This window comes from Psychrobacter sp. FME5, assembly GCF_014861375.1.
GTDB lineage: Bacteria > Pseudomonadota > Gammaproteobacteria > Pseudomonadales > Moraxellaceae > Psychrobacter.
Map to the genome: position 1 here is coordinate 1 of NZ_RRYX01000019.1, position 25,678 is coordinate 25,678.

The 25,678-nt window shown below is 43.2% G+C and carries 22 protein-coding genes and 1 pseudogene; 19 read left to right on the plus strand and 4 right to left on the minus strand.

What is annotated here, in order from left to right:
- The first annotated feature begins 163 nt into the window (after positions 1-163).
- The 3 genes from EI161_RS04550 to EI161_RS04560 all read left to right on the plus strand — a co-directional run bounded on the left by EI161_RS04550 (position 164) and on the right by EI161_RS04560 (position 2,246).
- On the plus strand, positions 164-829 hold the full coding sequence (locus EI161_RS04550) for a glutathione S-transferase (RefSeq protein WP_192529083.1): 666 nt from the start codon (positions 164-166) through the stop codon (positions 827-829).
- A gap of 105 nt (positions 830-934) precedes the next feature.
- The gene (locus EI161_RS04555; RefSeq protein WP_192529084.1) at positions 935-1,360 is read left to right on the plus strand and encodes a hypothetical protein; all 426 of its coding nucleotides are present in this window, start codon (positions 935-937) and stop codon (positions 1,358-1,360) included.
- Positions 1,361-1,814: 454 nt separating this feature from the next.
- Positions 1,815-2,246: a PACE efflux transporter gene (locus EI161_RS04560; protein ID WP_192529085.1), complete on the plus strand. Its 432-nt coding sequence runs from the start codon at positions 1,815-1,817 to the stop codon at positions 2,244-2,246.
- 313 nt (positions 2,247-2,559) lie between these two features.
- On the opposite strand, the gene cadR is transcribed toward EI161_RS04560, so the two are convergent.
- Entirely contained in the window at positions 2,560-2,970 is a 411-nt protein-coding gene (cadR, locus tag EI161_RS04565) for a Cd(II)/Pb(II)-responsive transcriptional regulator (protein WP_225735223.1), read from the minus strand.
- Between the two features lie 270 nt (positions 2,971-3,240).
- Here cadR and EI161_RS04570 point away from each other — a divergent pair, with 270 nt between their 5' ends.
- Positions 3,241-5,661 (plus strand): copper-transporting P-type ATPase, encoded by a 2,421-nt coding sequence (locus tag EI161_RS04570; RefSeq protein ID WP_225735224.1) that lies wholly within the window; start codon positions 3,241-3,243, stop codon positions 5,659-5,661.
- 119 nt (positions 5,662-5,780) lie between these two features.
- Here EI161_RS04570 and EI161_RS04575 read toward each other — a convergent pair whose 3' ends face one another.
- On the minus strand, positions 5,781-5,963 hold the full coding sequence (locus EI161_RS04575) for a hypothetical protein (protein ID WP_192529086.1): 183 nt from the start codon (positions 5,961-5,963) through the stop codon (positions 5,781-5,783).
- Between the two features lie 112 nt (positions 5,964-6,075).
- Positions 6,076-6,816 carry a TetR/AcrR family transcriptional regulator gene (locus EI161_RS04580; protein WP_192529087.1) on the minus strand — a complete coding sequence of 247 codons (741 nt, stop codon included), beginning with the start codon at positions 6,814-6,816 and terminating at the stop codon, positions 6,076-6,078.
- A 260-nt stretch (positions 6,817-7,076) separates the two neighbouring features.
- Between EI161_RS04580 and EI161_RS04585 the strand changes: the two genes are divergently transcribed.
- From EI161_RS04585 to EI161_RS04615, 7 genes and pseudogenes are all read left to right on the plus strand, one after another.
- Entirely contained in the window at positions 7,077-8,285 is a 1,209-nt protein-coding gene (locus EI161_RS04585) for an acetyl-CoA C-acetyltransferase (protein WP_192529088.1), read from the plus strand.
- A 76-nt stretch (positions 8,286-8,361) separates the two neighbouring features.
- Positions 8,362-10,533: a 3-hydroxyacyl-CoA dehydrogenase NAD-binding domain-containing protein gene (locus EI161_RS04590; RefSeq protein ID WP_192529089.1), complete on the plus strand. Its 2,172-nt coding sequence runs from the start codon at positions 8,362-8,364 to the stop codon at positions 10,531-10,533.
- The gene (locus tag EI161_RS04595) at positions 10,526-11,617 is read left to right on the plus strand and encodes a CaiB/BaiF CoA transferase family protein (RefSeq protein WP_192529090.1); all 1,092 of its coding nucleotides are present in this window, start codon (positions 10,526-10,528) and stop codon (positions 11,615-11,617) included. The genes EI161_RS04590 and EI161_RS04595 overlap by 8 nt, the downstream gene beginning before the upstream one ends.
- Positions 11,618-11,774: 157 nt before the next feature.
- Positions 11,775-13,463 (plus strand): AMP-binding protein, encoded by a 1,689-nt coding sequence (locus EI161_RS04600; RefSeq protein ID WP_192529091.1) that lies wholly within the window; start codon positions 11,775-11,777, stop codon positions 13,461-13,463.
- A 274-nt stretch (positions 13,464-13,737) separates the two neighbouring features.
- The gene (locus EI161_RS04605) at positions 13,738-14,889 is read left to right on the plus strand and encodes an acyl-CoA dehydrogenase family protein (protein WP_192529092.1); all 1,152 of its coding nucleotides are present in this window, start codon (positions 13,738-13,740) and stop codon (positions 14,887-14,889) included.
- A 163-nt stretch (positions 14,890-15,052) separates the two neighbouring features.
- Entirely contained in the window at positions 15,053-15,232 is a 180-nt protein-coding gene (locus EI161_RS04610) for a hypothetical protein (protein WP_192529093.1), read from the plus strand.
- Positions 15,214-15,651, plus strand: a pseudogene (locus EI161_RS04615) (AMP-binding enzyme); the annotation flags it as partial. The gene EI161_RS04610 and the pseudogene EI161_RS04615, both read left to right, overlap by 19 nt.
- A 172-nt stretch (positions 15,652-15,823) precedes the next feature.
- Here the strand turns inward: EI161_RS04615 and EI161_RS04620 are convergent.
- On the minus strand, positions 15,824-16,741 hold the full coding sequence (locus EI161_RS04620) for a LysR family transcriptional regulator (protein WP_192529094.1): 918 nt from the start codon (positions 16,739-16,741) through the stop codon (positions 15,824-15,826).
- A gap of 175 nt (positions 16,742-16,916) precedes the next feature.
- On the opposite strand from EI161_RS04620, the gene EI161_RS04625 reads away from it, so the two are divergent.
- The 8 genes from EI161_RS04625 (at position 16,917) to EI161_RS04660 (ending at position 25,674) form a co-directional block, all read left to right on the plus strand.
- Positions 16,917-17,306 carry a RidA family protein gene (locus tag EI161_RS04625; RefSeq protein WP_192529095.1) on the plus strand — a complete coding sequence of 130 codons (390 nt, stop codon included), beginning with the start codon at positions 16,917-16,919 and terminating at the stop codon, positions 17,304-17,306.
- 96 nt (positions 17,307-17,402) lie between these two features.
- Positions 17,403-18,866, plus strand: coding sequence for an aldehyde dehydrogenase family protein (locus EI161_RS04630; RefSeq protein ID WP_192529096.1), 1,464 nt, complete (start codon positions 17,403-17,405; stop codon positions 18,864-18,866).
- Between the two features lie 112 nt (positions 18,867-18,978).
- Entirely contained in the window at positions 18,979-19,968 is a 990-nt protein-coding gene (locus tag EI161_RS04635; protein ID WP_192523092.1) for a membrane dipeptidase, read from the plus strand.
- A 143-nt stretch (positions 19,969-20,111) separates the two neighbouring features.
- On the plus strand, positions 20,112-21,797 hold the full coding sequence (locus EI161_RS04640) for a BCCT family transporter (protein WP_192523093.1): 1,686 nt from the start codon (positions 20,112-20,114) through the stop codon (positions 21,795-21,797).
- Positions 21,798-21,900: 103 nt separating this feature from the next.
- Positions 21,901-22,164, plus strand: coding sequence for a hypothetical protein (locus tag EI161_RS04645; protein WP_192523110.1), 264 nt, complete (start codon positions 21,901-21,903; stop codon positions 22,162-22,164).
- A gap of 28 nt (positions 22,165-22,192) precedes the next feature.
- Entirely contained in the window at positions 22,193-22,804 is a 612-nt protein-coding gene (locus EI161_RS04650; protein ID WP_068404139.1) for an IS607 family transposase, read from the plus strand.
- The gene (locus tag EI161_RS04655) at positions 22,801-23,955 is read left to right on the plus strand and encodes an RNA-guided endonuclease InsQ/TnpB family protein (protein WP_192523094.1); all 1,155 of its coding nucleotides are present in this window, start codon (positions 22,801-22,803) and stop codon (positions 23,953-23,955) included. Before EI161_RS04650 ends, EI161_RS04655 begins: the two co-directional genes overlap by 4 nt.
- Positions 23,956-24,123: 168 nt before the next feature.
- On the plus strand, positions 24,124-25,674 hold the full coding sequence (locus tag EI161_RS04660; RefSeq protein WP_225735225.1) for a hypothetical protein: 1,551 nt from the start codon (positions 24,124-24,126) through the stop codon (positions 25,672-25,674).
- Positions 25,675-25,678: the final 4 nt, after the last annotated feature.

Consider the following 25,678-nt stretch of genomic DNA (forward strand, 5'->3'; position numbering starts at 1 on the left):
ACCGTTCGCTATTTTTTTTGCCATCAATTTGTCGCCAATGTTCAACACGCCCTAATAGAGATCAATAGAAAACCAAACAACCACTAGGACGAATCTGATAAAAAGTATCCTAGAGTCTGTGACTATGAGCCTACTGATCTCGCTTTGACTGCGAAAAATATCTATGACTGTTTCACTTCCTTACTTATATTCTTTTCGTCGCTGTCCCTATGCCATGCGCGCGCGGCTTGGTCTTTTGTTTGCTGGATTGCAAGTAGAGCTGCGAGAGATAGTCCTTAAAAACAAACCAGCCCAAATGCTGGCCATTAGTCCGAAAGGCACCGTACCTGTATTACAGCGTATTGATGGGACTGTGATTGAAGAGAGTCGAGAGATAATGCTGTGGGCGCTTGAACAGCAAGACCCGCAAGGGCTGTTAGACTCAGAGACTTTGCCTCAGGCAAATGCTTTAATCGAGCAAAACGACAACGAGTTTAAATATTGGCTGGATCGTTATAAATATGCCGACCGCCATCTTGAAATGACCCAGACAGAATATCGCCAACAGGGTGAAGAATTTTTACAGGTTTTAGAAGCGATGCTCACTAAAAAAGCTTATCTACTGGGAGACAGTGCAAGCATTGCCGATATTGGCATTATGCCTTTTGTTCGCCAATTTGCCCATGTGGATCGTGAGGTATTTTACAGTTTACCATATCCAAAACTACAATCATGGCTACAAAATTGGCTTGAGCATCCCATCTTTTTGCAGGCTATGACTAAGTTTCAGCCATGGCAAGAAGAAGATGACGTGGTGGTTTTTCCTGCGTCTTTTATACCGTTATGTTAAAAGGGCTAAATGGCTATTGTGTACACTTGTACTCTTAGGTTAAGATGCACGCATAATATGTGGCCAATTAAATATGCGTGAGTCATCTACAAGGGAATGCTGAAAATGTCAGAAAGTGCAATTAAAAATAGCGAATTGGAACAGTTGGGTATCGTTTTAGAAGAGCAGGTTTTAGAGATTGGTGTTCAAAATGAGTATGCGGACAAGATAGCTGCTGAATATTTAGAGAAGCTCGCAAGCGCAAAAGGGGATAAAAATAGCGTCTTATATAAATCCTCTAAAGTGAAGGAACGTTATAAACAGTCAGACTTGCATCAGTCTATCAACCGTATTATTAATAAAATTGAGCCTTTGCGAGTCGCCATTATACGTGAGCACTTAGCATTGAAGCAGGCAGTCGCTGAAGGCAATAAGCAGGCAGCAGATGAGAGTATTAAGGCTATCGCGAAAAATAAAATGGAAAAAGGTAAGCTTGAAAAAAACCTTAACGCACTTATGAGTAGTGCAAATAAGCTTAAGCTTGCTAGCTAATAAGACAGCCAACCAGCCAAAACCTTCTACGTTATTTCTGTATAGCATAGAAGGTTTTTATATTTGAGAAACCCCATAACTAAATCACAAGTGATGCATATACCTCTTTTAGCTATCTATATACCACCATGTAAGGATATCAATAGTCATAGTAGCAACGTAACTTAAGTGATAATTTTCTGTTATGAATTCTTTAGCCATAAGCTGAATGGTTTTGTTATAACGCCATTGCATACATTGTGTAGGACACTGCACCTTTAATGTCTTTATACCTATTTTAGTAATGACAGTTTTTAGTAATGACAATAGGGATCATCGGGATAGCGAACACTAATATTTGAATGTTCAACAGACCCTGATAACAGCGTCTCTATTAAATATCCTCTTAATAACCAATTTGATAACCAAAGAGAGTGTTTTAGGGTGTGGTTTTTTACAATTATTAGGAAGTATCATGCGCACTATGAAGGATCGGATTCGCCATACTTTAGCCTTTCAAATAATAGGTTTATTAACTTTTGCCCCTTTAGCAAGTTGGGTGTTTGGATTTGAGATGCAATTGATGGGCACTATCGCCGTGGTAGGCTCTGTCACTGCGACCATTTGGAACTATATTTATAATTTGTTGTTTGATCATGCCTTATTGAAACTACGTGGAGACAGCCATAAAACAATCTCGCTACGAGTATTACATGCGTTGTTGTTCGAAGCAGGACTGCTATGCTTACTGTTACCATTTATTGCTTGGTACTTGCATATGAGCCTTTGGGAAGCCTTTAAAATGGACATTACTATGGCTACTTTTTATCTGGTATATGCTTTTATCTATAACTTGATTTATGACAAAATTTATCCTATACCGCCAGCAGTTAAATCTTTGGCTTAAAAAAACCACTTGTTATAGGCAATTCTAAATAAAATCGATACGATTGTCAGAAAGCCCAGAAGTAATAAGCCACGTGCTACTGTTATAAATTTTTCCTGCTTGCTTGCTGCTCGCAAGCGTGACAGAGGCTGCAAAAAATTTACTCCAGCAGCACTGTATCGTTTTTAAAGTGAATCAACTAGACCTCTTCCTTTTCAGTGACGTTAAGTTCCTGATTTGGGCGCTTATTCCCTTCTAAAATAACCATCATCTCAAATATCCCCACTATTTTTTGAATCTGTTGAACATTCAAGTATTGGGATCGCTGATATAACTACTTATGACAAGAGTTATCTGCAAGGCTGTTTAATATTCCACATGACTCGGCTGAGGCCTCGTTTATACATTTCTGCCGTAAAGCTATTAAATGTTGCTTTAACTGTGTCAACTCCTTCATCCGTATTTCCACAGCGTGAATATGCTCATCCAACAAGTTATTGACATCACCACACTCTCTGTCAGGCTCATCCCAATACTGTAGTAAGGTTCGAACTTCATCCAACGTCATGTCCAATGTACGGCAGTGTAGGATGAATTGTAGTCGTGCCATATGCGTTTCGCTATATAAACGATAATTGCCTGCGCTGCGTGAAGGCGCTGGTAACAACTGCTCTTTTTCATAATAGCGAATGGTTTCTACTGTGGCGCCTGTGCGTTTAGCAAGCTCACCAATTTTGATTGGCATAACAATCTCTAGAATCTAAAACATTAGAGTAACTATAATGTTTAATATCGGATAAATCAAATTTATAGGCTTGAATATAAAGGACATTGAACAGATATTGCATTCTAAAGTAAATTCACTATATCGATAAAAATCGACCATCACATTAATATATTTGATGTGCTATTCTTTTATATCCATTATGGTGATGACCGATGTCAGCATGCTTGTTAGAACAGCACCAAAACTTTTAGTCATTGTTATGGCTTATTGTCTTCAAGGAGTAATTCTATGAAACCTATTGACAATGAAAAACCTATCGAAGGCGGCAAGTACGATAAAGTACCTGAGCATTACAACGGTACAGTCTTTATTTGCCCCATGCATCCTGAAGTCAGAGATATCGAAGCGAGTGATTGTCCAATATGTGGGATGTTTCTTAAACCTGAAGATGAGGTTGCTGACTCAAGCGATAATGAAGACAAACAAGCACAATGTCATAGCACTGATTCAACCAATACCAATAATACTGATGTAAAATCCGTCAAAGGTGGCAAATACGACAAAGTGCCAGATGATTATGAGGGCACAGTCTACACCTGTCCCATGCATCCTGAGGTCAGAGATGTCGAGAATAGTGGCTGTCCAATATGCGGTATGGCGTTAGAGCCCGAAACGCTCACTGTCGGTGAAGAAGATACCTCAGAGCTTGACGATATGACCCGTCGTTTTTGGATCTGTACCGTACTCACTATCCCGCTTTTCTTGTACGCCATGAGCGATATGGTCGGGATAAATTTAGATAGCATTGGTCAATTTGCTATCTCTTCACAAGTCGCGCAGTGGATACAATTAGCCTTAGCAACCCCCGTTGTCGTTTGGGGTGCAGCGCCGTTCTTTGTTCGCGGTTGGCAATCGATAAAAAGCCGTAATCTAAATATGTTTACCTTAATCTCCTTGGGCGTAGGTGCCGCGTTCGGTTTCAGTCTAGTGGCCACTTTCTTCCCAGATATCTTCCCCGACAGCTTTAGAGACTCGGCTGGTCAAGTCGGTGTTTATTACGAAGCGGCCGCCGTTATTACTACCTTAGTCCTATTGGGCCAAGTTTTAGAATTAAAGGCTAGAAGCCAAACGTCAGGCGCGATTCGAGCGTTACTTGAGCTAGCTCCACCGACCGCGAGGCGAGTAAACGCTGAGGGCGCTGAGGAAGAAGTTGCTTTAGAGGAAGTCATCAGTGGCGATAAGCTGCGCGTCAAACCAGGTGAAAAGCTCCCCGTAGATGGCACCGTTATTGAGGGTAATAGTAATGTTGATGAATCGATGGTCACTGGTGAGCCGCTTGCTGTCGCTAAAGTGACAGGCGATGCCGTTACTGGGGGCACCGTCAATGGTACTGGCACTTTATTAATCGAAGCGGTCAATGTCGGTGACGATACCGTATTATCCAAAATCGTACAAATGGTTAGTGAGGCTCAGCGTAGTCGTGCGCCAATACAAAAAATAGTCGATCAAGTAGCGGGTTGGTTCGTGCCGATTGTGCTTATCTGTTCAGTCATCACTTTTATTGTTTGGGCTATTTTTGGACCTTCTCCCGCCATGGCTTTTGCCATCGTTAACGCTATCGCGGTACTCATCATAGCTTGCCCTTGTGCGCTCGGTCTAGCAACCCCCATGTCTATTATGGTTGGTACCGGTAAAGGCGCACAAAATGGCGTGCTTATCAAAAACGCTGAAGCGTTAGAGAGTATGGAAAAAGTCGATACCATTGTCGTTGACAAAACCGGAACGCTGACTGCTGGCAAGCCTGAATTAACGGCAATCGATGCGCTGGCAGACCAAGATGAAAATGAGTTTTTAGCGCTCGTAGCCGCTGTAGAAAGCGCTAGCGAGCATCCTTTAGCAGAAGCTATCGTTAGAGCTGCTGAGGACAAATCGCTTACTATTCCTAAAGCCAGTGATTTCAATTCAACAACTGGTGAAGGTGTACAAGCCATAGTCAATGGCAAGCAAGTCGCTATCGGTAACTCAAAACTGATGCAGAGCTTAAATAGTTTCGATAAAGAGCTATCAGGCAAAGCCGATATTCGCAGAAAAGAAGGCGAAACGGTGATGTTTGTGGCGATAGATGGTAAAGCCGCTGGTCTGGTTTCAGTCGCTGATCCGATCAAGCCCAGCACTGCCGATGCCATAAAATTGCTACATGACGCCGGATTAAAAGTTGTCATGTTAACCGGTGACAACGAAAAAACTGCAGCGGCCGTCGCCAATAAATTAGGCATTGACGAAGTACACGCTGACGTCTCACCCGAGGATAAAAACCGCATCGTCAAAGAGATGCAAGATAACGGTCAATTGGTAGCTATGGCAGGAGACGGTATTAATGACGCGCCTGCACTAGCGCAGGCTAATGTCGGTATCGCTATGGGTACTGGTACTGATGTAGCGATGGAGAGTGCCAGTATTACTCTAGTCAAGGGCGATCTAATGGGCATTGCTAAAGCCTATAAGCTTAGCCATTCAACCATGCGTAATATCAGACAAAACTTGTTTTTTGCCTTTATCTATAACGCTATTGGTATACCGATTGCCGCGGGCGTATTGTATCCAGCTTTTGGGCTATTGCTAAGTCCAATGATCGCCGCAGCTGCGATGAGCTTATCGTCAGTGTCGGTGATTGGTAATGCGCTTAGATTGCGTCGGTTAGAGTTATGATGTAATACCATTCACAAAATTAGAGTAGCAAGGAAAATGTGTGCAAGTGCTACGCACTATAGACTAAACGAGTTTGACACGGCTAATCGTACGTTTTGTGAATGGTGTAATGACACGCCCTAGTGCGCTTGGTTTATCTCATAAGCACTCGGCTCTCGTAATATAACTATCGGAACTGTCTGTTCTGCTGTCCAACGAATAAGTCCCATATTTGAAAATTGCTCAAGCCATCCCTTCATCGGCCAATGCAGCCATTTCTCATAAAAGCGATTGGCAGAGGACTTATGGATATTAAAATCCATACCAATTAAATACTTAGGATTCAGTTGTATACTTTGAAATTTGAAGCTACTTTAACAAGAGGTTCACTAAGCTTTTATTATGAGCAATGCCCTCAGCAACTTGTATGCTACTTTAAGATACGCATCCCTCAGGCTTAGACATCGAGCGCCACAACATATCAAATAGGGCATCAAAATTTGCATTTAGCGGCGTATCTGCTTGACGAATATTCTGCATAATGCCAAGTCGACTGACAAACCCCATAAACACATCAAATAAAATATGTAGTGGTACCGTATCAACGAGTACTCCTCGCTTTTGACCATCTTCTAATACACTCAAAAACGCGTTAATAAGCTCTTTATTCTTATAAATAGCAATGTTATGAAAACGCGCTATCGATACTTTAGATAGCACCATCACAGCGTCAGGCTGAGTATCTACAAAATCAAGACATACCCACAATGTCTTGCGTAAGCGATCCTCCACACTGTCAATACCTTGTAGGTGATCCATCATTCTCGCCGCCAACCTTCCCAGCACCAAGTCCATAATAGTGTAGAGCACCGTTTGTTTATCACCAAAATACTTATAGAGCGTTTGCAGCGACACGTTTGCCGCATTGGCAATCTGTATCATAGTGATATCGCTTGCATCATGACCTGCAAATAACTGGCGCACCGCTTTTTCTATTTTGTCTAAAGTAGCGGGTCGCATATCGGATAAAGGAGTCAAGGATGAGGGCTTACTCTGAGCCTCTTTTTTGGCAACGGTACTATTGGTTTTACTATTAGTCTTAGCATGAGTCTTGCTAACTCTATGATTAGAGTCAGCATCAGCACTGAGTTTTGGCTTTGAGCGAGTGGTTTTCATAGCTTATGGTTCCTTTATGGTAGTAGCTTTTGGATGGTTTTAGAGTTTATCGTAAATCAATAAAGATAATATATATTACCATTATAAAATAATTGATTGCACAAGTTGTATTAATTTTCTAATATAATAGCCATATGTATTAATGTTTAATTAGATTATAAGTATTTTATATAAAGGTAATATTTATTACCATTTTTTTATAAATACAATATAGCTGTTATTTTCCAACTCTATTTATCATCTGCAAAAAGGGATTTTTTATGACTGAGACTGCCTACATTTATGAGTCACTTCGCACACCACGTGGCAAAGGAAAAAAAGGTGGTTCGCTTTATCAAGCGCCGCCTATTTGGCTAGTTCGTACCTTGTTAAAGAAGATGCAGCAGCGTCATCACTTAGACACCAGCTTAGTTGATGATGTGGTGCTGGGCTGTGTAACTCCAGTTGGCGAACAAGGTTCTGATATTGCCCGTATTGCGGTCATTGATGCAGGCTGGGATCAGAGTGTCGCAGGCTTAACTTTATCTCGGTTTTGTGCGTCCGGTCTGGAGTCGATCAATCTTGCCGCTGCCAAAGTCATGTCAGGTATGGAGGATATGGTGGTCGCAGGTGGCGTTGAATCAATGAGTCGTGTCCCGATGGGCTCTGATGGTGGTGCGTGGTATATGGATCCACGCGTCAACGAGGCGACACACTTTGTTCCGCAAGGCGTTGGTGCAGATACCATAGCGACGTTGAAAGGTTTCAGTCGTACTGATGTCGACGAATTTGCCACCGAGTCGCACCGCCGTGCCGCTGCGGCGTGGGAACAAGGCTACTATGATAAATCAGTCGTCCCTGTTACTGACATGAATGGCATGCTGTTGTTAGACAAAGATGAAACCATTCGTCCAAACACAGATGTAGCCACTTTAGCTGGGCTTAATCCTTCTTTTGTTATGCCGGGAAAAATGGGTTTTGATAGCGTTATATTAGATAGATACACCACCATTGAACACGTCAACCACGTCCATCACGCGGGTAACTCGTCAGGCATTGTTGATGGCGCTGCGCTCTGTTTAGTCGGTAGCGCTGCTGCTGGCAAAAAGGCCGGTCTAAAACCTCGTGCCAAAATCACCATGGCTTCAGTCATTGGCTCGGAACCTGCCATCATGCTGACGGGTCCAACGCCTGCCTGTCAAAAAGCCCTTGATAAAGCTGGCATGCAAGCCTCGGATATTGACCTTTGGGAGATTAATGAAGCCTTTGCTGCCGTACCACTCAATACTGCCAACGACTTTGGCATCTCACTTGATATTGTCAACGTCAATGGTGGCGCTATCGCGATGGGTCATCCCCTTGGCGCGACAGGCGCGATGCTTATGACGACGGTACTTGACGAATTAGAACGTCGCGACTTGAAAACAGCGATGATCACCTTGTGCGTAGGCGGTGGTATGGGCATTGCGACTATCATTGAGCGCGTCTAGCACTGATAGGTTTTTAATGATTGTCATTAGTTTTTAGTGATTAAAGCGACATACAATAATATAAGAAGGACTTAATATGAGCACAAATAGCGTAGATGCCATCAATGCATTGAACCACTTTTCTGCCGAATCTGATAATGGAATTATCACTGTTATTATCGATCAAGCAGATCGTAAAATGAATGTCATCGGTGATGGTTTTACAGACTCCTTTGCTAAGATGACCGATAGCTTTATCAACGATGCGTCTGCCAAAGGTTTGATTTTAACCTCTGGTAAAGAAACCTTTGTCGTTGGTGCCGATATTGACCAATTGGCTAGTATCCAAACCGCTGAGCAAGCATTTGACTTAGTAGAAGATCTTAAAGGTAGCTTACGTAAACTTGAAATATCAGGAAAACCTGTCGCCGCCGCCATAACTGGAACGGCACTTGGCGGTGGCTTAGAGCTAGCATTGGCTTGTCATTATCGTATAGTGATTGATTCTCCTAAAACCAAGCTGGGTCTACCTGAGGTTAAGTTGGGTCTGTTGCCGGGCGGCGGTGGTACTCAGCGTTTACCGCGCTTGGTTGGTATTCAAGTAGCATTAGAGCTCATGACTCAAGGTAAAGAGCTGCGTCCAGCTGCTGCTAAAGACATGGGTCTGATTGATGCCGTGGCCACTGATCAAGCAGATATGCTAAAGCAGGCCAAAGACTGGATCAAAGCCAATCCTACTGCGCAGCAACCGTGGGATAAAAAAGGCTTTAAGATTCCAGGTGGTGATAGCAAAAACCCTAAAATAGTACCGATATTTTCTATTGCTCCTGCGATGGCCAATCAAAAATCACATGGCAATTATCCGGCCATCACCCACATTATGTCTTGCGTGTTTGAAGGCTGTTTGGTTGATATCGATACCGGTCTTGAGATTGAGTCACGCTACTTTGTCGCCTGTGTGCTCTCAGCTGAATCCAAAAATATGATTAATACCCTTTGGACACAGCTTAATAGCATCAAAAAAGGCCAATCACGACCTGAGGGTTTTGAGCGCTATAAAACTAAAAAGGTCGGTATTCTTGGTGCTGGCATGATGGGGGCAGGTATCGCTTATGTCTCAGCCAAAGCAGGCATGGAAGTGGTTCTTTTAGATACGGCGATCGAAGGTGCTGAAAAAGGCAAAAATTATTCTACTAAGTTGTTAGATAAGGCTATCAGCCGTGGTCGCTCAAACGAGGACAAAAAACAAGCGTTATTAGATAAAATCAAAACGACAGTTTCTTATGATGATCTAGAAGGCTGTGATTTAATTATCGAAGCGGTCTTCGAAGATGTAGATGTTAAAGCAGAATGTACTCGTAAGTCTGAAGCAGTGATACCAGAAACTGCTGTTTATGCCTCAAATACATCGACGCTACCTATTACTGAACTTGCGAAAGCGAGCACACGTCCAAACCAGTTCATTGGCCTGCATTTCTTCTCGCCAGTCGATAAGATGCCGTTGGTTGAGATTATCGTTGGTGAAGATACGGATGATGCAACCTTAGCCAAAGCCTTTGATTATGTCGGTCAAATTGCTAAGACGCCAATCGTCGTTAACGATAGCCGCGGTTTTTACACCTCTCGTGTATTCGGTACTTATGTCTCAGAAGGTATTGCAATGTTAAGTGAAGGCATACATCCGCGCAGCATCGAAGTGGCCGGTATGAAATCTGGCATGCCGGTGCCGCCACTGGCACTGCAAGATGAAGTATCGCTCAGTCTATCCTTACATGTGATGCAACAAGCTAAGCGGGCACTAGAAGCTGAAGGTAAAACGTTCACGCCACACCCTGCAATGCCAGTGGTTGAAAAAATGGTTAATGAGCTTGGCCGTGAAGGGAAGAAGGTCGCTAAAGGCTTCTATGATTACCCTGAAAATGCTGAAAAACGCTTATGGCCTGAGCTCACTGAGCTATATCCAACTAAAGACGAGCAACCATCGCAGCAAGACTTGGTAGACCGTTTATTATACGTTCAAGCTAATGAGACCGCGAAATGCTTCGAGGAAAATGTCGTACGTACCGTGGCGGATGCCAACATCGGCTCTATCTTTGGCTGGGGTTTTGCACCTAACCAAGGCGGTACGTTGCAGTTCATCAACTCAGTAGGTGTCGACAAATTTGTAGAGCATAGCCGCGAGCTTGCTAGCAAGTATGGTGAGCGTTTTGAACCGGCTCAAATTCTAGTAGATATGGCAGAAAAGGGTGAGGAGTTTGTAGATGGCTAATTCACCTCACTCTATGACAGATTGCTTAGATGGTTTGCGCGTCGTTGATTTGACACGCAATCTGCCAGGACCTTTTGCCACTAGACTGCTTGCAGACTTAGGTGCTGAGGTTATCAAGATTGAGCCCAAAAATGGAGATCCTGCGCGTGCATTGGGTGATTTGTTTACCGCGCTCAATCACGGTAAGACGATTGAGAAAGTTGACTTTCGTGACCCTAAAGGTATTGAAGCTATCAAAGCGCATCTTAAAGATGCGGATGTGATGATCGACAGCTTCCGCCCTGAAGTGCTTGAGGGTATGGGTTTAGATGCCAAAACCTTACATGCTCTTAACCCAAAGCTGGTCATGGTTTCAATCACGGGTTATGGCGTCGCTGATGGAATGTCTGACGACAGTAACGACTCTCAAATTAAGCCGCATATTAAACATAATTGGGCTAACAAAGCTGGTCACGACATCAACTTTATGGCGATGAGCGGCGTGCTTGACCAGCTCAAGACTGCCGCTGGCGAACAGGCCATGCCTAATATCCAGTTTGCTGATTTGGCAGGCGGTAGTGACACGGCAGTGATTGCCCTTTTGGCCGGCGTATTTTCAGCACAGCGTACCGGAAAAGGTCGTCACGTTGCGGTCAGTATGACGCACAGCTTATATCAGCATATGGTCATGCCTAAAGCGACTGGGAAGCTGGTAAAAAGCTTCACTGGTAAAAATCCAAAGCCGCAACATGATTTTTTAGGAGGCTTACTGCCTTGTTATCGTTTATACAAAACAGCCGACGAGCGTTATATGGCAGTAGGTTCGCTAGAGTTGAAGTTTTGGCAAGGTTTATGTGACGTTTTAGAATTGCCTGAGCTCAAAACCAAACACTGGCAAATGGGCGTCATGCCGAATACCACAGACAGTCAAGAAGCAGCTCAAGTGGTCGCTGATACCTTTGCCAGCCAGCCGCTTGCTTACTGGCAGCAGATTTTTGAGTCAGCAGATGTTTGCGTTACTCCGGTGTTGACGTTGGAGGAAGCTCGCGTGCATCCTTTATTTGCCCATCAAGATGAACATAGTGCGACACCAGGTTGGCAGTAAAGCATAGTCAGTCCTATATAAATCAGATACGGTGTCAGGCTCGCTTAGTCTACTATTTATAGTACTTTTACTCGCCTTCCTTGTATCCAAATTATATTGAACTGACTATAGCTTATCGAGTTAACCATCAATGATAAAAAACCAAGGAAGGTTTATTATGAAAAAGGTTTGGCTAGAGAATTATCCTAAAGGCGTCGTAGCTGATGTCTCAGCGACCAACCAATCCCTTTTAGAGCTATTTGAGCGCTCTTTTGCAAAATTTTCTCAAGATGAGCTGATCACCAATATGGGCGTGACTTATACCTACGCTCAGGTTGATGAGGCATCAAAAGTGGTTGCCGCTTGGATACAAAACCTAGGTCTTAAGCAAGGATCGGTGATTGCCATTATGATGCCTAATGTCAATCAGTATCTGCCTATCGTTATTGGTGCACTGCGAGCAGGTATGGTCATTACCTTGGTCAACCCGCTATACACAGCTCGAGAGCTTGAGTACCAACTTAATGACTCTGATTGTAAAGCCATCTTCATTTTGACGCCTTTTTGCGCAACGCTTGAAAAAATAGTCGGGGAAACGGGTATAAAAACCGTTGTGTGTAGCGATGTCGGCGATATGTTAGGCACTGTCAAAGGTAAAATCGTTGATTTGGCGGCCAAGTATGTCAAAAAATCGGTTCCAGCCCACACGCTTAAAACCAATAGCCAGTATAAAGTCTACGCCTATAAGTCCATCTTGAAAAAGGGTAAAGATATGAGCTATACCCGCCCTCAAGTTGGTGCTAAAGATGTGGCGTTGTTGACCTATACAGGTGGTACGACAGGTAAGGCTAAGGGTATTATTATCAGCCATCACAACATAGAGATTGCAACCATGCAGTATGAGGCTTGGTTTCAACCTATTTATGATGGAGTGACTAGCAAGGAGCAAATAAATACTATCGTTGCTTTGCCTCTATACCATATATTTGCTTTTGTAATCTCTATGGTAGGTGTCAGATTGGGTCAGCACCTGATGCTAATTACCAATCCGCGTGATATCGATGGTTTTATCAAAACACTCAAATCGCGTCCATTCCATCTTTTACCCGCAGTAAACACTTTATTTCAAGCGTTAATGGCGCATCCTCAGTTTAAAACCATTGATTTCTCTGAGCTAAAACTGTCTGTTGCTGGTGGTATGGCAGCGACGCCAGAAACGGCTAAAAAGTGGCTTAAAGCAACGGGTCATCCTATCTTAGAAGGTTGGGGTATGTCAGAGACCATGGGCGTAGGCACCGCCAATCCTTTTACCAATAAGGAGTTTAACGGTAGCATCGGCATGCCATTACCCGGTATAGATATCAGCATCCGTGATGAAGCTGGAAACGTTCTACAGTTAGGAGATGTAGGAGAGCTCTGTATCAAAGGCGATAATGTCATCTCTAGTTATCACAATATCGACAATGCGGGATTTTTCACCGCTGATGGTTACCTCAAAACAGGTGATATCGGCACTATGGATGATAAAGGCTACGTAAAAATATTCGATCGCAAAAAAGATATGATTATTGTGAGTGGTTTTAATGTTTATCCCAATGAAGTCGAAAATGTCATTGAAGCACATCCCAAGGTGGCTGAATGTTCGGTGGTCGGCGTTGATAGTGAATCACAAGGTCAATCAGTCAAAGCCTACGTGGTAAAGTCGGATTCTAGTGTCACGGAGGAAGAGATTAAAGCGTTTTGTAAAGAAAGCTTGGCAGGCTATAAATGTCCTCGTGACATTGAGTTTATCACCGAGTTGCCCAAGTCAACGGTTGGTAAAATACTGCGTCATGAACTGCGAAAAAAAGCCAATGAGGCGGCTTAAGATATAGTTTTTAGGGTAATTTTAATTACCGATATAACTGACTATTATTTTAATTGTTACTTGACTATAAGGGTGATCTTAACAAATAATAGGTCTTGCTAAGCAATAAGGATGTTATTTATGGTAATTTAAATTACCTATGATAAATATATAGTTTTTAAGATAAATACTTCTTACTTTTATCATAAAGAGTAAGAAGGGTGCTTTGCCTAAATAGTGGTTTTTTATAAACCTTATACCAACTCAAATTTAATAAACTATCAAGGAAGGTTTTATGGCTATCGCCTGTTTTAAACCGAAATGGATGGACGAAGAGATTGAGATGCTGCACGAGAGTGCGCTAAAACTTTTTAAAGATTGGGAGCAGCATGACGAAAAGTGGCGTGAAAGTGGCATGCTGGATCGCGAAGCGTGGTTAGAAGCTGGCGAAATGGGCTTTTTATGTGCCTCTATGCCAGAAGAGTATGGCGGAGCAGGCGGTGACTTTCGTCATGAAGCGGCATTAATTTATGCTCAGGCAGAAGCCAACCAAGCCGGGTTTGGCGGCTTTTTGCATTCAGGAATCGTAGCGCCTTATATCTTGCATCACGGAACAGAGGCGCAAAAGCAGAAATGGCTACCGAAGATGGCGACCGGTGAGCTTATTGGCGCTATTGCTATGACTGAGCCGGGTACAGGCTCTGATTTGCAAAACATCAAAACCTTTGCCGTCAAGGATGGTGATGACTATATTATCAATGGCTCAAAGACTTTTATTACCAATGGTCAATTAGGCAACTTAATCATCGTTGCTTGTAAAACGGATAGAGATCAGGGTGCTAAAGGCGTCTCGCTAATTGTGGTGGAAACCGACAATGCCCCAGGATTTGAGCGCGGTAAAAAGCTGAAAAAGCTAGGTTTGGCTTCACAAGATACCTCAGAGCTATTCTTTAGCAATATGCGTGTGCCGCAAACGAATTTGCTCGGTACCGTTGAAGGTATGGGTTTTATGCAGTTGATGCAAGAGTTACCGCAGGAACGCTTGATCGTAGCATTGGCAGGTATTGGCGCTATGAAACTAGCACTAGATTTGACCATTGACTATACCAAAGAACGTACTGCTTTTGGCAAACCAGTCTGGGGCTTTCAAAATACTCGTTTTAAACTGGCTGAGTGTAACAGTCATTATATCGCCGCAAGTGCGCTATGTGATGCCGCTATAGAAGCGTTGTTAGACAAAAAGCTTACTGTACAACATGCTGCATTAATTAAGTATTGGGTGACTGAAAAGCAATGTATCGTCATGGATGAATGCGTGCAATTATTTGGTGGCTATGGCTATATGATGGAATATCCTATCGCTCGACTCTATGCCGATGCACGGGTACAAAAAATCTATGGCGGCACCAATGAGATTATGAAGGAGCTTGCGGCACGTTTCATGTAAAAGTGGTTTGGTAAAACCACCTGATTTATATAGGTCAGGTGTCGGCAATTACCTTTTTTTGGGTGTTATGAACATACTTGTCATTTTGAATTTTTAACCTTTGATGAGTTTGCTAAATGAGATAACATCCAACTATTCAGAACGAACTTTCAAGGAGGAAAGTATGCTCGGACAAATGATGCACCGTCCATTGCTGATTAGTCATTTAATTGAACGTGCAGCCAAATATCATGGCGATACCCCAATTATCTCGCGTGAGACGGATGGTAGTACCACTCATTTGGATTGGAAACCCATACATAGTAATAGTAAGCGTCTGGCTAATACTTTAGTGAAGAGTTAGCGCTTGAGCCCGATGGTTGGTTCGATACAGGCGATATTGCAACCATCAACGAAGACGGGTATTTAAGAATTCGAGATCGTGCCAAAGACTTAATCAAGTCGGGTGGTGAGTGGATATCATCAGTAGAGCTAGAAGATATTGCTATGTCGTATCCTTCGGTAGCTATGGCAGCGGTTATTGGCGCCACACATCCGAAATGGGATGAACGTCCGATTATCATTACCCAATTGGCGGTTGGCGAGCAGGTAAGTGAAGAGGCGCTAATCGCTCATTATGAAGGTAAGGTAGCAAAATGGCAGCTTCCTAATGCTGTCATCTTTGTAGAAGCGGTTCCATTAAATGGTACTGGAAAAATGCTCAAAAAAGACTTGCGCGAGCAGTATGGTAATTACCTTATTGAGCGCAATTTAATCGATTAAATAAGCAATATTAAGACTTTTGTCTAAAAATAGAAAAGCTGTTGACCCTACAAAGTACTCAGGGTCAACAGCTTTTTTTAAAATGGATTTTAGGTAGTTCACTAGCTTATATAGCCCTAAATTGACCGATAAGACGCTTTGAGTAGTAGGGAGGAAATCATAGGTTTTTCAATTACAATAAATAGTGCTCTTGAACATATGCCACACACAGCTCATAAAAAGTTTGGGCTGGCGGGGAGATAGTTTTATTCGCCAGTTTAAATATACCGATTTGTCTGTTTAAAGAGGGATCAAGTAAACTTATCCAAACCAGCTCAGGCTCGTTAGAAGGAAAGGCAAGTTTCGGTAGGGTAGTGACACCTAAATCATTTCTTAATAATGAGAATAGGGAGGTTATGTTTTCTACCGTGTAGCGAGCTTTACGATTAAGGGCTTCAGCAGGTGTGTTTTCAAGTAGCTTACAAGTGCCATTATAGATAAATGGCTGCGTTAAGAGCTGTTGCCATTTTAGCCCTTTTTGCACTTCAGTTTTTGACGACTTTGATAGCTGCTCTGATAAACGGTTTAGCTCATTGCTTTTCAGGCAGACCACACCGATGGGGTCTGATATGAGCGGAGTAAAATCAATATCCGCTTGATTGATACTCGTACAGTTGCCTAATGCTAAATCAACTTCTCCTGTCAGCAAGCGATTTGCCACACCCACCGCATTATCATCTATCAAGACGACTTCGATATCCGGAAATTTTTTTGAATAGGCGACCAAGACGCTAGGCAGTAGCTTAGTCACCAATGATGGCACGCTGGCAATCCTTATCTTTCCTTTATCCCCTGAGGCGATTGCTTGTAAATCATCTTCTAATCCTTGATAAACACTAAGGAACTGCTGAATTTTGGGTACACAGCTTTCTCCAAAACTTGTCAACACCGCTTTATTTCCGACTTCAAATAAACGCTGATTCAGCGTCTTCTCTAACTCCTTTATAGATGCTGATATGGCTGCTTGCGAGCGACTGGCACGATTGGCGGCCGCGCGAAAGCCGCCTTCTTCTACTACAAATAAAAAATGTCTTAACTGCTGCAGTTTCATAGTGGTTAGCACCTTTATGCTTGCTGATATCTCGAAAAAACATGATGGCTTCAAGTGATAGATTAAATCTATCATATTTAATATTTAATTGGTTAGATTTATCATATTTAAATAGGTAGCATAAGGGTTAGAAAGTAAAGGATTGATGCAACCATCTACTTAAAGGATATAAGAAATGACTACCCACTCAACCAAACAAGCCGTAAAAACCTCGCTATATGCCTCTAAGTCGCCACTTGAGTGGGCAGTGACTAATAATGGCACCTTATATACTGCGCAAATCCCTATTGATGAAAATGGTGAGGTGGTCGCAGGTGGTATCGAAGCCCAAACTCGCCAAACACTTGATAATTTAAAGCATACCCTAGAATGTGCTAATACTAATATGGACTCGGTATTACAGGTATTAATTTATGTCACTGACCGCGACTATCTAAAAGTGGTCAATCAGGTTTATGCTGAATACTTCACCGCGCCTTTCCCAAATCGCGCTGCTTTAGTAATATCAGGATTGGCGCGTGAAGAAATGTTGGTCGAGCTAGTTGTTTATGCGGCTGTACCTTAGGCTTTCATTTGTAATTTTCTATTTATTTTATGACCCAAATCTATTGTATTCTTTATTTAAATAAACTCACTAAAAATTGTTATTAAGGATGTTCTTATGTCAACTCAAGTAACTCAACAAGACCCACAACGCTCACTTTATATCAACGGTGAATGGCAAGCAGGTAGCGATACGATTTCTAATATTAACCCATCTGATGTTACGGAAACCATCGGTGAGTTTGCTCAAGCCAGCAGTGACCAAGTACAAGATGCTATTGCAGCTGCGCGCCTTGCCCAGCCAAAATGGGAAAAGACGCCCATAGAAAAAAAGCAGTCAATTCTACAAGCCATTGGCGATGAGATGATTGCGCGTTGTGATGAGCTAGGTACTTTGCTATCACGCGAAGAAGGCAAACCGTTTGCGGAAGGTCGAGGCGAGATTTATCGCGCTGGTCAATTCTTTCATTATTATGCCGCTGAAGTATTACGCCAAATGGGCGACCTTGCTGACTCGGTACGTCCTGGGGTGAAAGTCGAGGTAACCCGTGAAGCGGTCGGAGTCGTCGCTATCATTTCTCCTTGGAACTTCCCAACTGCTACCGCTGTCTGGAAAATTGCACCAGCGTTAGCCTATGGTAATAGCGTCATTTGGAAGCCTGCGAATCTAACGCCAGCCAGTGCGGTGGCGTTGGCAGAAATTATTCACCGTCAAGGATTGCCAGAAGGCACGTTTAACTTGGTACTTGGTGGCGGCTCATCAGTTGGTGATGCGTTGATTAATTCAAAAGACATCGATGCGGTCAGCTTTACTGGCTCAGTCGCGACTGGTCGTAAAGTTGCGGCGGCAACCGCACCAAACTTTGTCCGTTGCCAGTTAGAGATGGGCAGTAAAAATGCCTTGGTCATCGCTGACGATGCTGATTTGCAAGTGGCTATTGATGCTGCCGTTGCTGGCGCGTTCGGTGGGTCGGGTCAGAAATGTACCGCCTCTTCACGTCTGATTGTGATGGACGGTATTCATGATGCTTTCGTTGATGGCGTTATTGCAAAAATGAAAACCTTAAAAGTCGGTCATGCGCTTGATGACGGTATCTTTATGGGTCCAATCGTTGATGACAAGCAGCTTGCGTCTAACATGGATTGGATTGAAAAAGCCAAGCAAGTTGGTGCCAATTTAGCCTTTGGTGGCGAGCGTTTAGACATGCCGCATGACGGTTATTATATGTCGCCTACCTTATTTACCGAAACTGATAATAGCTGGGACGTTAACCAAGAAGAAGTATTTGCGCCGCTTGCTTGCGTCATGCGTGTGCAGAACTTGGAAGAAGCGATTGCTATGACCAATGACACCCGTTTTGGCTTAACTGGCGGCATTATTACCCAAAGCTTGCGTAATAGCGCGATGTTTAAAGAACAAGTCCAAGCAGGCTGCGTGATGGTCAATCTAGCAACGGCGGGTACGGATTATCATGTGCCATTCGGTGGTCGTAAAGAATCAAGCTTCGGTCCACGCGAACAAGGAACGTATGCCAAAGAGTTTTATACCATCGTTAAAACTGCTTATCAGAAAGCGTACTAGAAACGGATTAAAAGGATGCTAGCCGCAGTTAATTGATTAATTAATTAAACATGGTGCAACTGGTTAAACCTGCGCCGAGCGGCTACTTACAAAAGCATAAAAGGAGTTTGAGATGTACCAAGATCATATCATCATTGACGGATTACAGTATAGCCATTGGGATCGTGATTATTTCAAGATGCTACAAGCCAGTGGTATCGATGCGGTACACGCCACCTTGGTCTATCACGAGGATGCGCGCCAAACCCTAACGCGCTTTGCTGAGTGGAATGCACGCTTTGAGCAAAATAGCGATCTGATTTTGCCCGTGTATTCAGTCGCAGATATTGAGACTGCTAAGCAACAAGGCAAAGTGGGTATCTTCTTTGGCGCGCAAAACTGCTCGCCTATCGATGATGAGATTGGTTTGATTAGTGTCATGCGCCGCTTAGGTTTATTGATTATGCAATTGACTTATAATAATCAAAGCTTACTAGCGACGGGTTGTTACGAGCAAAATGATTCTGGCGTAACGCGTTTCGGTCAACAAGCAATCGCTGAGATGAACCGAGTCGGTATGATTATTGATATGTCGCATAGCGCGGAGCAGTCAACGCTTGAGGCCATTGAGATATCAAGCCGTCCAATCTGTATCAGTCATGCCAATCCGAGTACTGCCCATGAGGCGCTGCGCAATAAATCCGATACTGTCATTAGTGCTTTAACCAAAGCTGGCGGGCTGTTAGGTTTCAGCTTATACCCGTTTCATCTGCCAAATGGTAGCGCCTGTACGCTCAATGACTTTTGTAGAATGATTGCTGATTGTGCTGATAAATATGGCGCCCAGCATTTAGCGATTGGTAGTGACTTATGTCTTAACCAACCGCAAGCCGTGCTTGAGTGGATGCGTAACGGTCGCTGGTCAAAGGCGATGGATTATGGTGAAGGTAATGCCAATAATTCAGGCTGGCCTGATACGCTGCCGTGGTTTGCTGGCAAAGACGGTATGGAAAATATCTATAACGGTCTATTGCAACATGGTTTCAATGATACAGACGCTGGCAAGATTATCGGTCAAAACTGGTTCGACTTTCTTGAGAGCGGTATAAAGCCTCTAGCTTAAATGTTTAAGCGGTATTTAGTGCGCTATGACGCTACATATTATTTGAATAATTAAAAGGTAAAGCAGGACAAGATAAGGTAAGAAAAGTAAGACTGTTTAGATAACTCTCTAATTTAAATGACACATCATTATGGAGCCACACCATGGCTGACTTAAAGGGATTTAATAGCAAGGATAATGGGCAAGGACGCTCTAATGATGCCGTTAAGATAGCGGATACTTCAGCCCATGCAGAAGCCTCATCCGATACGCTAGGGCTCAAAAACCCAGCATTTTGGTACAGTGGTGGTTTCATTATTATTTTTGTTCTCATGGCGATCTTTGCAGAAGAGCGCTTATCGAAAATAGTGGACTTGGGTTTTGTGTGGTCGGCTAAAGTTTTTGGTCCTTTTTGGCAAATCTTATTGTTAGCCACTTTTGTGATTGCGTTAGCAGTTGGCGCTGGTCGCACCGGAAGGGTCATTTTAGGCAATCTACCCAAGCCTGAAATGGACAACTTTAAATGGATGGCGATTCTATTTTGTACGCTACTTGCGGGTGGTGGAGTCTTTTGGGCAGCCGCTGAACCGATTGCTCACTTTGTGACAGCACCACCTCTCTACGGCGAATCTGCTGATATCCAACAACGTGCATTTAATGCTTTATCCCAGTCATTTATGCACTGGGGTTTTTTGGCGTGGTCGATTGTCGGTAGCTTGACCGCTATCGTGGTAATGCATTTGCATTATGACAAAGGCTTGCCACTTAAACCTCGTACGCTCCTGTATCCTATGTTTGGCGAACGTGTTCTACATGGTCAAACGGGCGCAATCATTGATGCCTGCTGTATTGTCGCGGTTGCTGCCGGTACGATTGGTCCCATTGGTTTTTTGGGACTGCAAACCAGCTATGCACTCAATACACTATTCGGTGTTCCTGATACGTTCGTTACCCAACTCGTTATTATCATCTTTGCCATTGCCCTTTATACCATCTCAGCCATTAGTGGGCTGGCTCGCGGTATGCAATTACTTAGTCGCTTTAACGTTATGTTGGCTGTAGCACTTATGGTCTTTATCTTGGTGTTTGGGCCAACCAATTTTATTGTTAATGGTTATATCCAAGGCGTTGGCACGATGGTGCATAACTTTATCCCGATGGCGACTTTTCGCGGTGATGAAGGCTGGCTCGGTGGCTGGACAGTATTCTTTTGGGGTTGGTTCTTGGGTTATGGACCGATGATGGCTATCTTTATTGCCCGTATCTCACGCGGTCGTACCATTCGCCAATTAATCACCACGGTTTGTATTATTGCTCCACTAGTGACCTGCTTTTGGTTCACGGTCGTTGGTGGCTCAGGTCTGGCGTTTGAGATTGCCAATCCGGGTAGTGTTAGTACCGCTTTTGAAGGTTTTAATCTACCGGGTGCTTTGTTGGCTGTCACTCAGCAGCTGCCATTCCCCTTAATTACCTCGCTATTATTTATTATTTTAACCATGGTCTTTATCGTCACAACCGGCGACTCAATGACCTATACCATCAGTGTTGTTATCAGTGGTGAGCGCGAGCCCAACGCTATGATCCGTACCTTTTGGGGCATTATGATGGGGGTAACGGCTATCGTTTTAATCTCGCTGGGTTCAGGTGGGGTGACAGCTTTGCAATCCTTTATCGTGATTACCGCGGTACCGGTGTCATTCGTTCTACTGCCATCATTATGGAACGGACCCAAGATTGCTCAGCAAATGGCACGCGATCAAGATCTTTATCGTCCTAACCGAGTTGAGACAGATCATAAAATTGCGGAAGAAAAGCTTGCTAGACAAAACACTACTAAAGAAATCGATTGAATGCGTCATGGATATAGCGGATAACCTATTTACGCATTGATGTCAGTATTTAAAAGTAGCAGATAAATTATTGGCTTAATATATTATTTAAGGTGAGAGTCATATGGAACATAGCTTATTAGGTAATAGTAACCCAAACAATGGAAAGCTAGCCAACGATAATTTAGACGCGGTCAGCTTTCGTACCCCAGATGTAGTGATGCAATCTGAGAGATTGGGCGCGATGCACCAAACGCGTATTAGCTTTGTGCGTACGCTCCTGCGTAAAATTGATAAAGAAAATTGGACGCTAACTAAGCATCTTTGGGGTTGCAAACAGTTAAATAAAACATATACAAACCTACCTATTTATTACTATAATAGATAGATTATATCTATAATATAGAGAGCAAGTTATGGGGAAACTGGTTAGTATTGGGGAGGCTGCCAAACATTTCGGGGTTGCTCAATCCACATTAAGACGTTGGGATGAGGATGGTACGTTAGTCGCCAAGCGAACCGAGAACGGGCATAGGCGATATGATTTAAGTGAAATCAGACCGCATTCCTTGAATACACCACCTAAATTAGACCGAAAAACCATTGCTTATGCTCGTGTGTCGAGTCGTGATCAAAAAGACGACTTACTTCGCCAGTCTCAAGTTTTGGAACTTTATTGTGCCAGGCAAGGCTGGACTTTTGAGACGATTACCGATCTTGGTAGTGGAATGAATTATAAAAAGAAAGGCTTAAAAAACCTGCTTGATGACATACTGAGCAATAAAGTTGAACGGCTGGTAATTACCCATAAAGACAGGCTTTTACGATTTGGTGCAGAACTGGTTTTCATGTTGTGTGAGGCTCGTGACGTTGAAGTGGTAATAATCAATCAAGGTGAAGAGTTGAGTTTTGAGCAAGAATTAGCCCAAGATGTATTGGAGATTATCACCGTATTTTCAGCGAGGCTATACGGCTCTCGCAGCAAGAAAAACCAACAATTAATAGAGGCGGTTAAAAAAGCATTATGATCCGTGGACACATTATCGAACTCAAGCCAAACAACGTACAGGCAAATCACCTTGCTCGTGCTTGTGGCGTGGCGAGAAAAGCCTACAACTGGGCTTTGCATGAGTGGCAGCGGCAGTATGCGCTTGACAAAGCGTACCGTGATGCGTGTTTGGCCGCAGGCGTTGAGGTTGATACTAAAAATCTAAACAAGCCCTCACAGGCGAAGCTCAGACGCGAATTGAACGCCATTAAGCGTGAATTATTCCCCTATATGCTGGAAGTGACCAAATGCGCTCCGCAGGCGGCAATCATGCAGTTGGGTGATGCTTATAACAACTTCTTTAAAGGCTTAGCGAAATACCCAACCGCTCGTAAAAAAGGCCGTGACGATAGATTCAGTTTATCCAACGACCAATTTGCCATTAAAGGTAAATCCATTCGTATCCCAAACTTGGGCTGGGTTCGCTTAAAAGAAGCTTTACGTTTTGACGGCAAGATCATGTCAGCCACCGTCTCTAAACGTGGCGGTAAGTGGTTTGTTAGTGTGGCTGTTGAAATACAAAAAGCTGTAATTCCTACTAAAAAGACAGGTAAAAGCGTTGGTGTTGATCTTGGTATTACCGACTTACTGGTTTTATCAGACGGCACTAAAATTAAAGCGCCAAAACCACTTCAAGCAAACCTTAAAAAACTAAGAACGCTAAACAAAGCGCTCAGTCGCACTAAAAAAGGCAGTAAAAACAGAGAAAAAGCGAAAACCAAGCTCTCTCGTTTGCACTATAAGATCAGGTGTATTAGGCAAGATTCTCTCCATCAAATCACAACAAGTCTGGTTAATGAGTTCGATGTGATTGCGATTGAGGATTTGAATGTCAAAGGTATGGTTAAGAACAGGCGGCTATCAAGAGCTATCAGTGACTTGGGTTTCTTTGAGTTTAAGCGACAGCTTATCTACAAAGCCACTGAGCAAGGCAAGGTTGTGAAATCAGTCGGACCCTTCTACCCAAGCTCAAAAACCTGTTCAAACTGCAATCATATCCTTGGTAAAGATGAGCTAACATTGAAAATGCGTGAGTGGTTGTGCCCTAACTGTCAGGTTTCTCATGACCGTGACCTCAACGCCAGCATCAATATTTTAAATAACGCGACTGTTATTTTAACAGCTGCATAATCCTGTTTATTGGACGGTGAGTTCCATCGCCAATTAAAAAAGTCTGTGGAGTCGTGGTCAGTCTAAATCTCAAATGAGAAATAGCGCGTGACAATGAAGCAGAAAGAAAACGTCAAACCTATCTAATAGTCAATATTGGCTAGGTTTGAGTAAGATTTTTGGAACGGTTTGGATGACAATGGCTACGGACAAGTTATCTATCGTTTGCAAACGCCGGAGCACGTTTATCACTTGGTGGTGTTTTGCAATCAGATTGCCGATGAAGAACGCAATGATCGCGTGATTGCGCAAAAGTGGGATGTGACATTTGCTTTGGTTTATGGCGAAATTGGCGATGAGCTATTGGCAAACCTAAAAGCTAACGTGCCGCTACAAGAAGCCGGTCGCAACTCAAACATGGTGATGGTGCTGGCACGGGCTAATAAAAGCGTGCGAGTCTTTGAGCATATTGTCAGTGCGCTTGCCGATGGACAGCAACCTGATTTGGACGTACTGGCGCAAGTCGGTTATATCCTGCGCACCACTGCGGTTTATGGCAATGGTAAGTTTGGTATTTTTGACTTTAAACCACTCGATCATAGCGAAGACTTCAACCAATCATTTCGTGCGCAAATGTGTGCGGTGTATTTGCTTCGAGAGTTTAGCCTCGACTGGGTCGATTATTTGGCTAAGAAAAAAGGTGGCGATAAGGCAGTCAGCCTACACCCAGAGATTAAGCAATATTTGGGTATTGGTAATGCCACTGGTTTGGGTATGGCGCCTTATTTAATCAATCATCCTTGTGTCGTTGATCAGTGGCTAAGTACTCGCGAAGGGGCGTTACAAGCGGTATTGGTTTGTGATATTGAGCATCAAGCGGATAATAATAAGATACAGCAGTTCTCAAGCTTAATGAATCGTGCTATTCAGCATTTTTCTGAAGTAGTTACTATCAATGAGCCACAAATTATTATCAATAACATCATTGTGCAGGAATTAACGAGCCTACAAAACAATCTCACATCTGAGCTCAAAAAGTGTAAAACATGGGCTGATTTTTTACAGCGCAATGATCATTTAATTTTTGAGAGTCAAGAGGTTATTATCTCTTGCTTGATGGAGCTTTATCCTGATCTTGTAGATGAGTTTGCAGGGCAAGTAAACGCTGATGAGACCATGTCACTGCCCAGTGGCAAAGTCCTTCAAGACTTAATTGAGGTTTTAGAGGCGCGTTATCAGTGGGCAATCAACATTGATTTTGCTGCAGAAGAAAATGTCTATTGGTTTTGGTATCGCTCTGAGGATAAAGAAGAGCCGAGAATGGGCGTGCGTGGACAAGAGCGTGGCGATGATAAAGAGTTCTTGCTCGATATTGGCAGACAAGCGAATACTTTGTATTTAGCGTTACAGCAGGCAAATCCACAACAGTTGCTATCAGAATTTATCTTAACCCAGCCAAAATATCGCACCATCGCCCGTCGTGTTTGGACGATGGGTCATAAGAAGATGGGCGATATTCAGATTAACGTATTGCAAAAAACCGCATTACCGATGCATTTATTGCGCTGTAAATTGTCTATGTTTGGTGCAACTAAGTTTGATCCACGTTCAGATCGCTGGGTGCGTGTGACCTTGTTCCAAGGTGCGCCGTTATTCAATGATGTGCATAGTGATGAATGGCTATTTCCTCTTTTACCAAAAATAAATGAGTTGACCACCTTACCGTTAACTGCCCAATAAGGAG

Bases quoted from the DNA above. Each gene is read 5' to 3' on its own strand.
- EI161_RS04625 (WP_192529095.1), top strand. From the start codon at position 16,917: ATGACTACCCACTCAACCAAACAAGCCGTAAAAACCTCGCTATATGCC.
- EI161_RS04620 (WP_192529094.1), bottom strand. From the start codon at position 16,741: ATGAAACTGCAGCAGTTAAGACATTTTTTATTTGTAGTAGAAGAAGGC.
- EI161_RS04580 (WP_192529087.1), bottom strand. From the start codon at position 6,816: ATGAAAACCACTCGCTCAAAGCCAAAACTCAGTGCTGATGCTGACTCT.
- EI161_RS04640 (WP_192523093.1), top strand. From the start codon at position 20,112: ATGGCTGACTTAAAGGGATTTAATAGCAAGGATAATGGGCAAGGACGC.
- EI161_RS04590 (WP_192529089.1), top strand. From the start codon at position 8,362: ATGAGCACAAATAGCGTAGATGCCATCAATGCATTGAACCACTTTTCT.
- EI161_RS04600 (WP_192529091.1), top strand. From the start codon at position 11,775: ATGAAAAAGGTTTGGCTAGAGAATTATCCTAAAGGCGTCGTAGCTGAT.
- EI161_RS04560 (WP_192529085.1), top strand. From the start codon at position 1,815: ATGCGCACTATGAAGGATCGGATTCGCCATACTTTAGCCTTTCAAATA.
- EI161_RS04595 (WP_192529090.1), top strand. From the start codon at position 10,526: ATGGCTAATTCACCTCACTCTATGACAGATTGCTTAGATGGTTTGCGC.
- EI161_RS04575 (WP_192529086.1), bottom strand. From the start codon at position 5,963: ATGGATTTTAATATCCATAAGTCCTCTGCCAATCGCTTTTATGAGAAA.
- EI161_RS04570 (WP_225735224.1), top strand. From the start codon at position 3,241: ATGAAACCTATTGACAATGAAAAACCTATCGAAGGCGGCAAGTACGAT.
- EI161_RS04630 (WP_192529096.1), top strand. From the start codon at position 17,403: ATGTCAACTCAAGTAACTCAACAAGACCCACAACGCTCACTTTATATC.
- EI161_RS04635 (WP_192523092.1), top strand. From the start codon at position 18,979: ATGTACCAAGATCATATCATCATTGACGGATTACAGTATAGCCATTGG.
- EI161_RS04605 (WP_192529092.1), top strand. From the start codon at position 13,738: ATGGCTATCGCCTGTTTTAAACCGAAATGGATGGACGAAGAGATTGAG.
- EI161_RS04550 (WP_192529083.1), top strand. From the start codon at position 164: ATGACTGTTTCACTTCCTTACTTATATTCTTTTCGTCGCTGTCCCTAT.
- EI161_RS04555 (WP_192529084.1), top strand. From the start codon at position 935: ATGTCAGAAAGTGCAATTAAAAATAGCGAATTGGAACAGTTGGGTATC.
- EI161_RS04645 (WP_192523110.1), top strand. From the start codon at position 21,901: ATGGAACATAGCTTATTAGGTAATAGTAACCCAAACAATGGAAAGCTA.
- EI161_RS04650 (WP_068404139.1), top strand. From the start codon at position 22,193: ATGGGGAAACTGGTTAGTATTGGGGAGGCTGCCAAACATTTCGGGGTT.
- EI161_RS04610 (WP_192529093.1), top strand. From the start codon at position 15,053: ATGCTCGGACAAATGATGCACCGTCCATTGCTGATTAGTCATTTAATT.
- cadR (WP_225735223.1), bottom strand. From the start codon at position 2,970: ATGCCAATCAAAATTGGTGAGCTTGCTAAACGCACAGGCGCCACAGTA.
- EI161_RS04655 (WP_192523094.1), top strand. From the start codon at position 22,801: ATGATCCGTGGACACATTATCGAACTCAAGCCAAACAACGTACAGGCA.
- EI161_RS04585 (WP_192529088.1), top strand. From the start codon at position 7,077: ATGACTGAGACTGCCTACATTTATGAGTCACTTCGCACACCACGTGGC.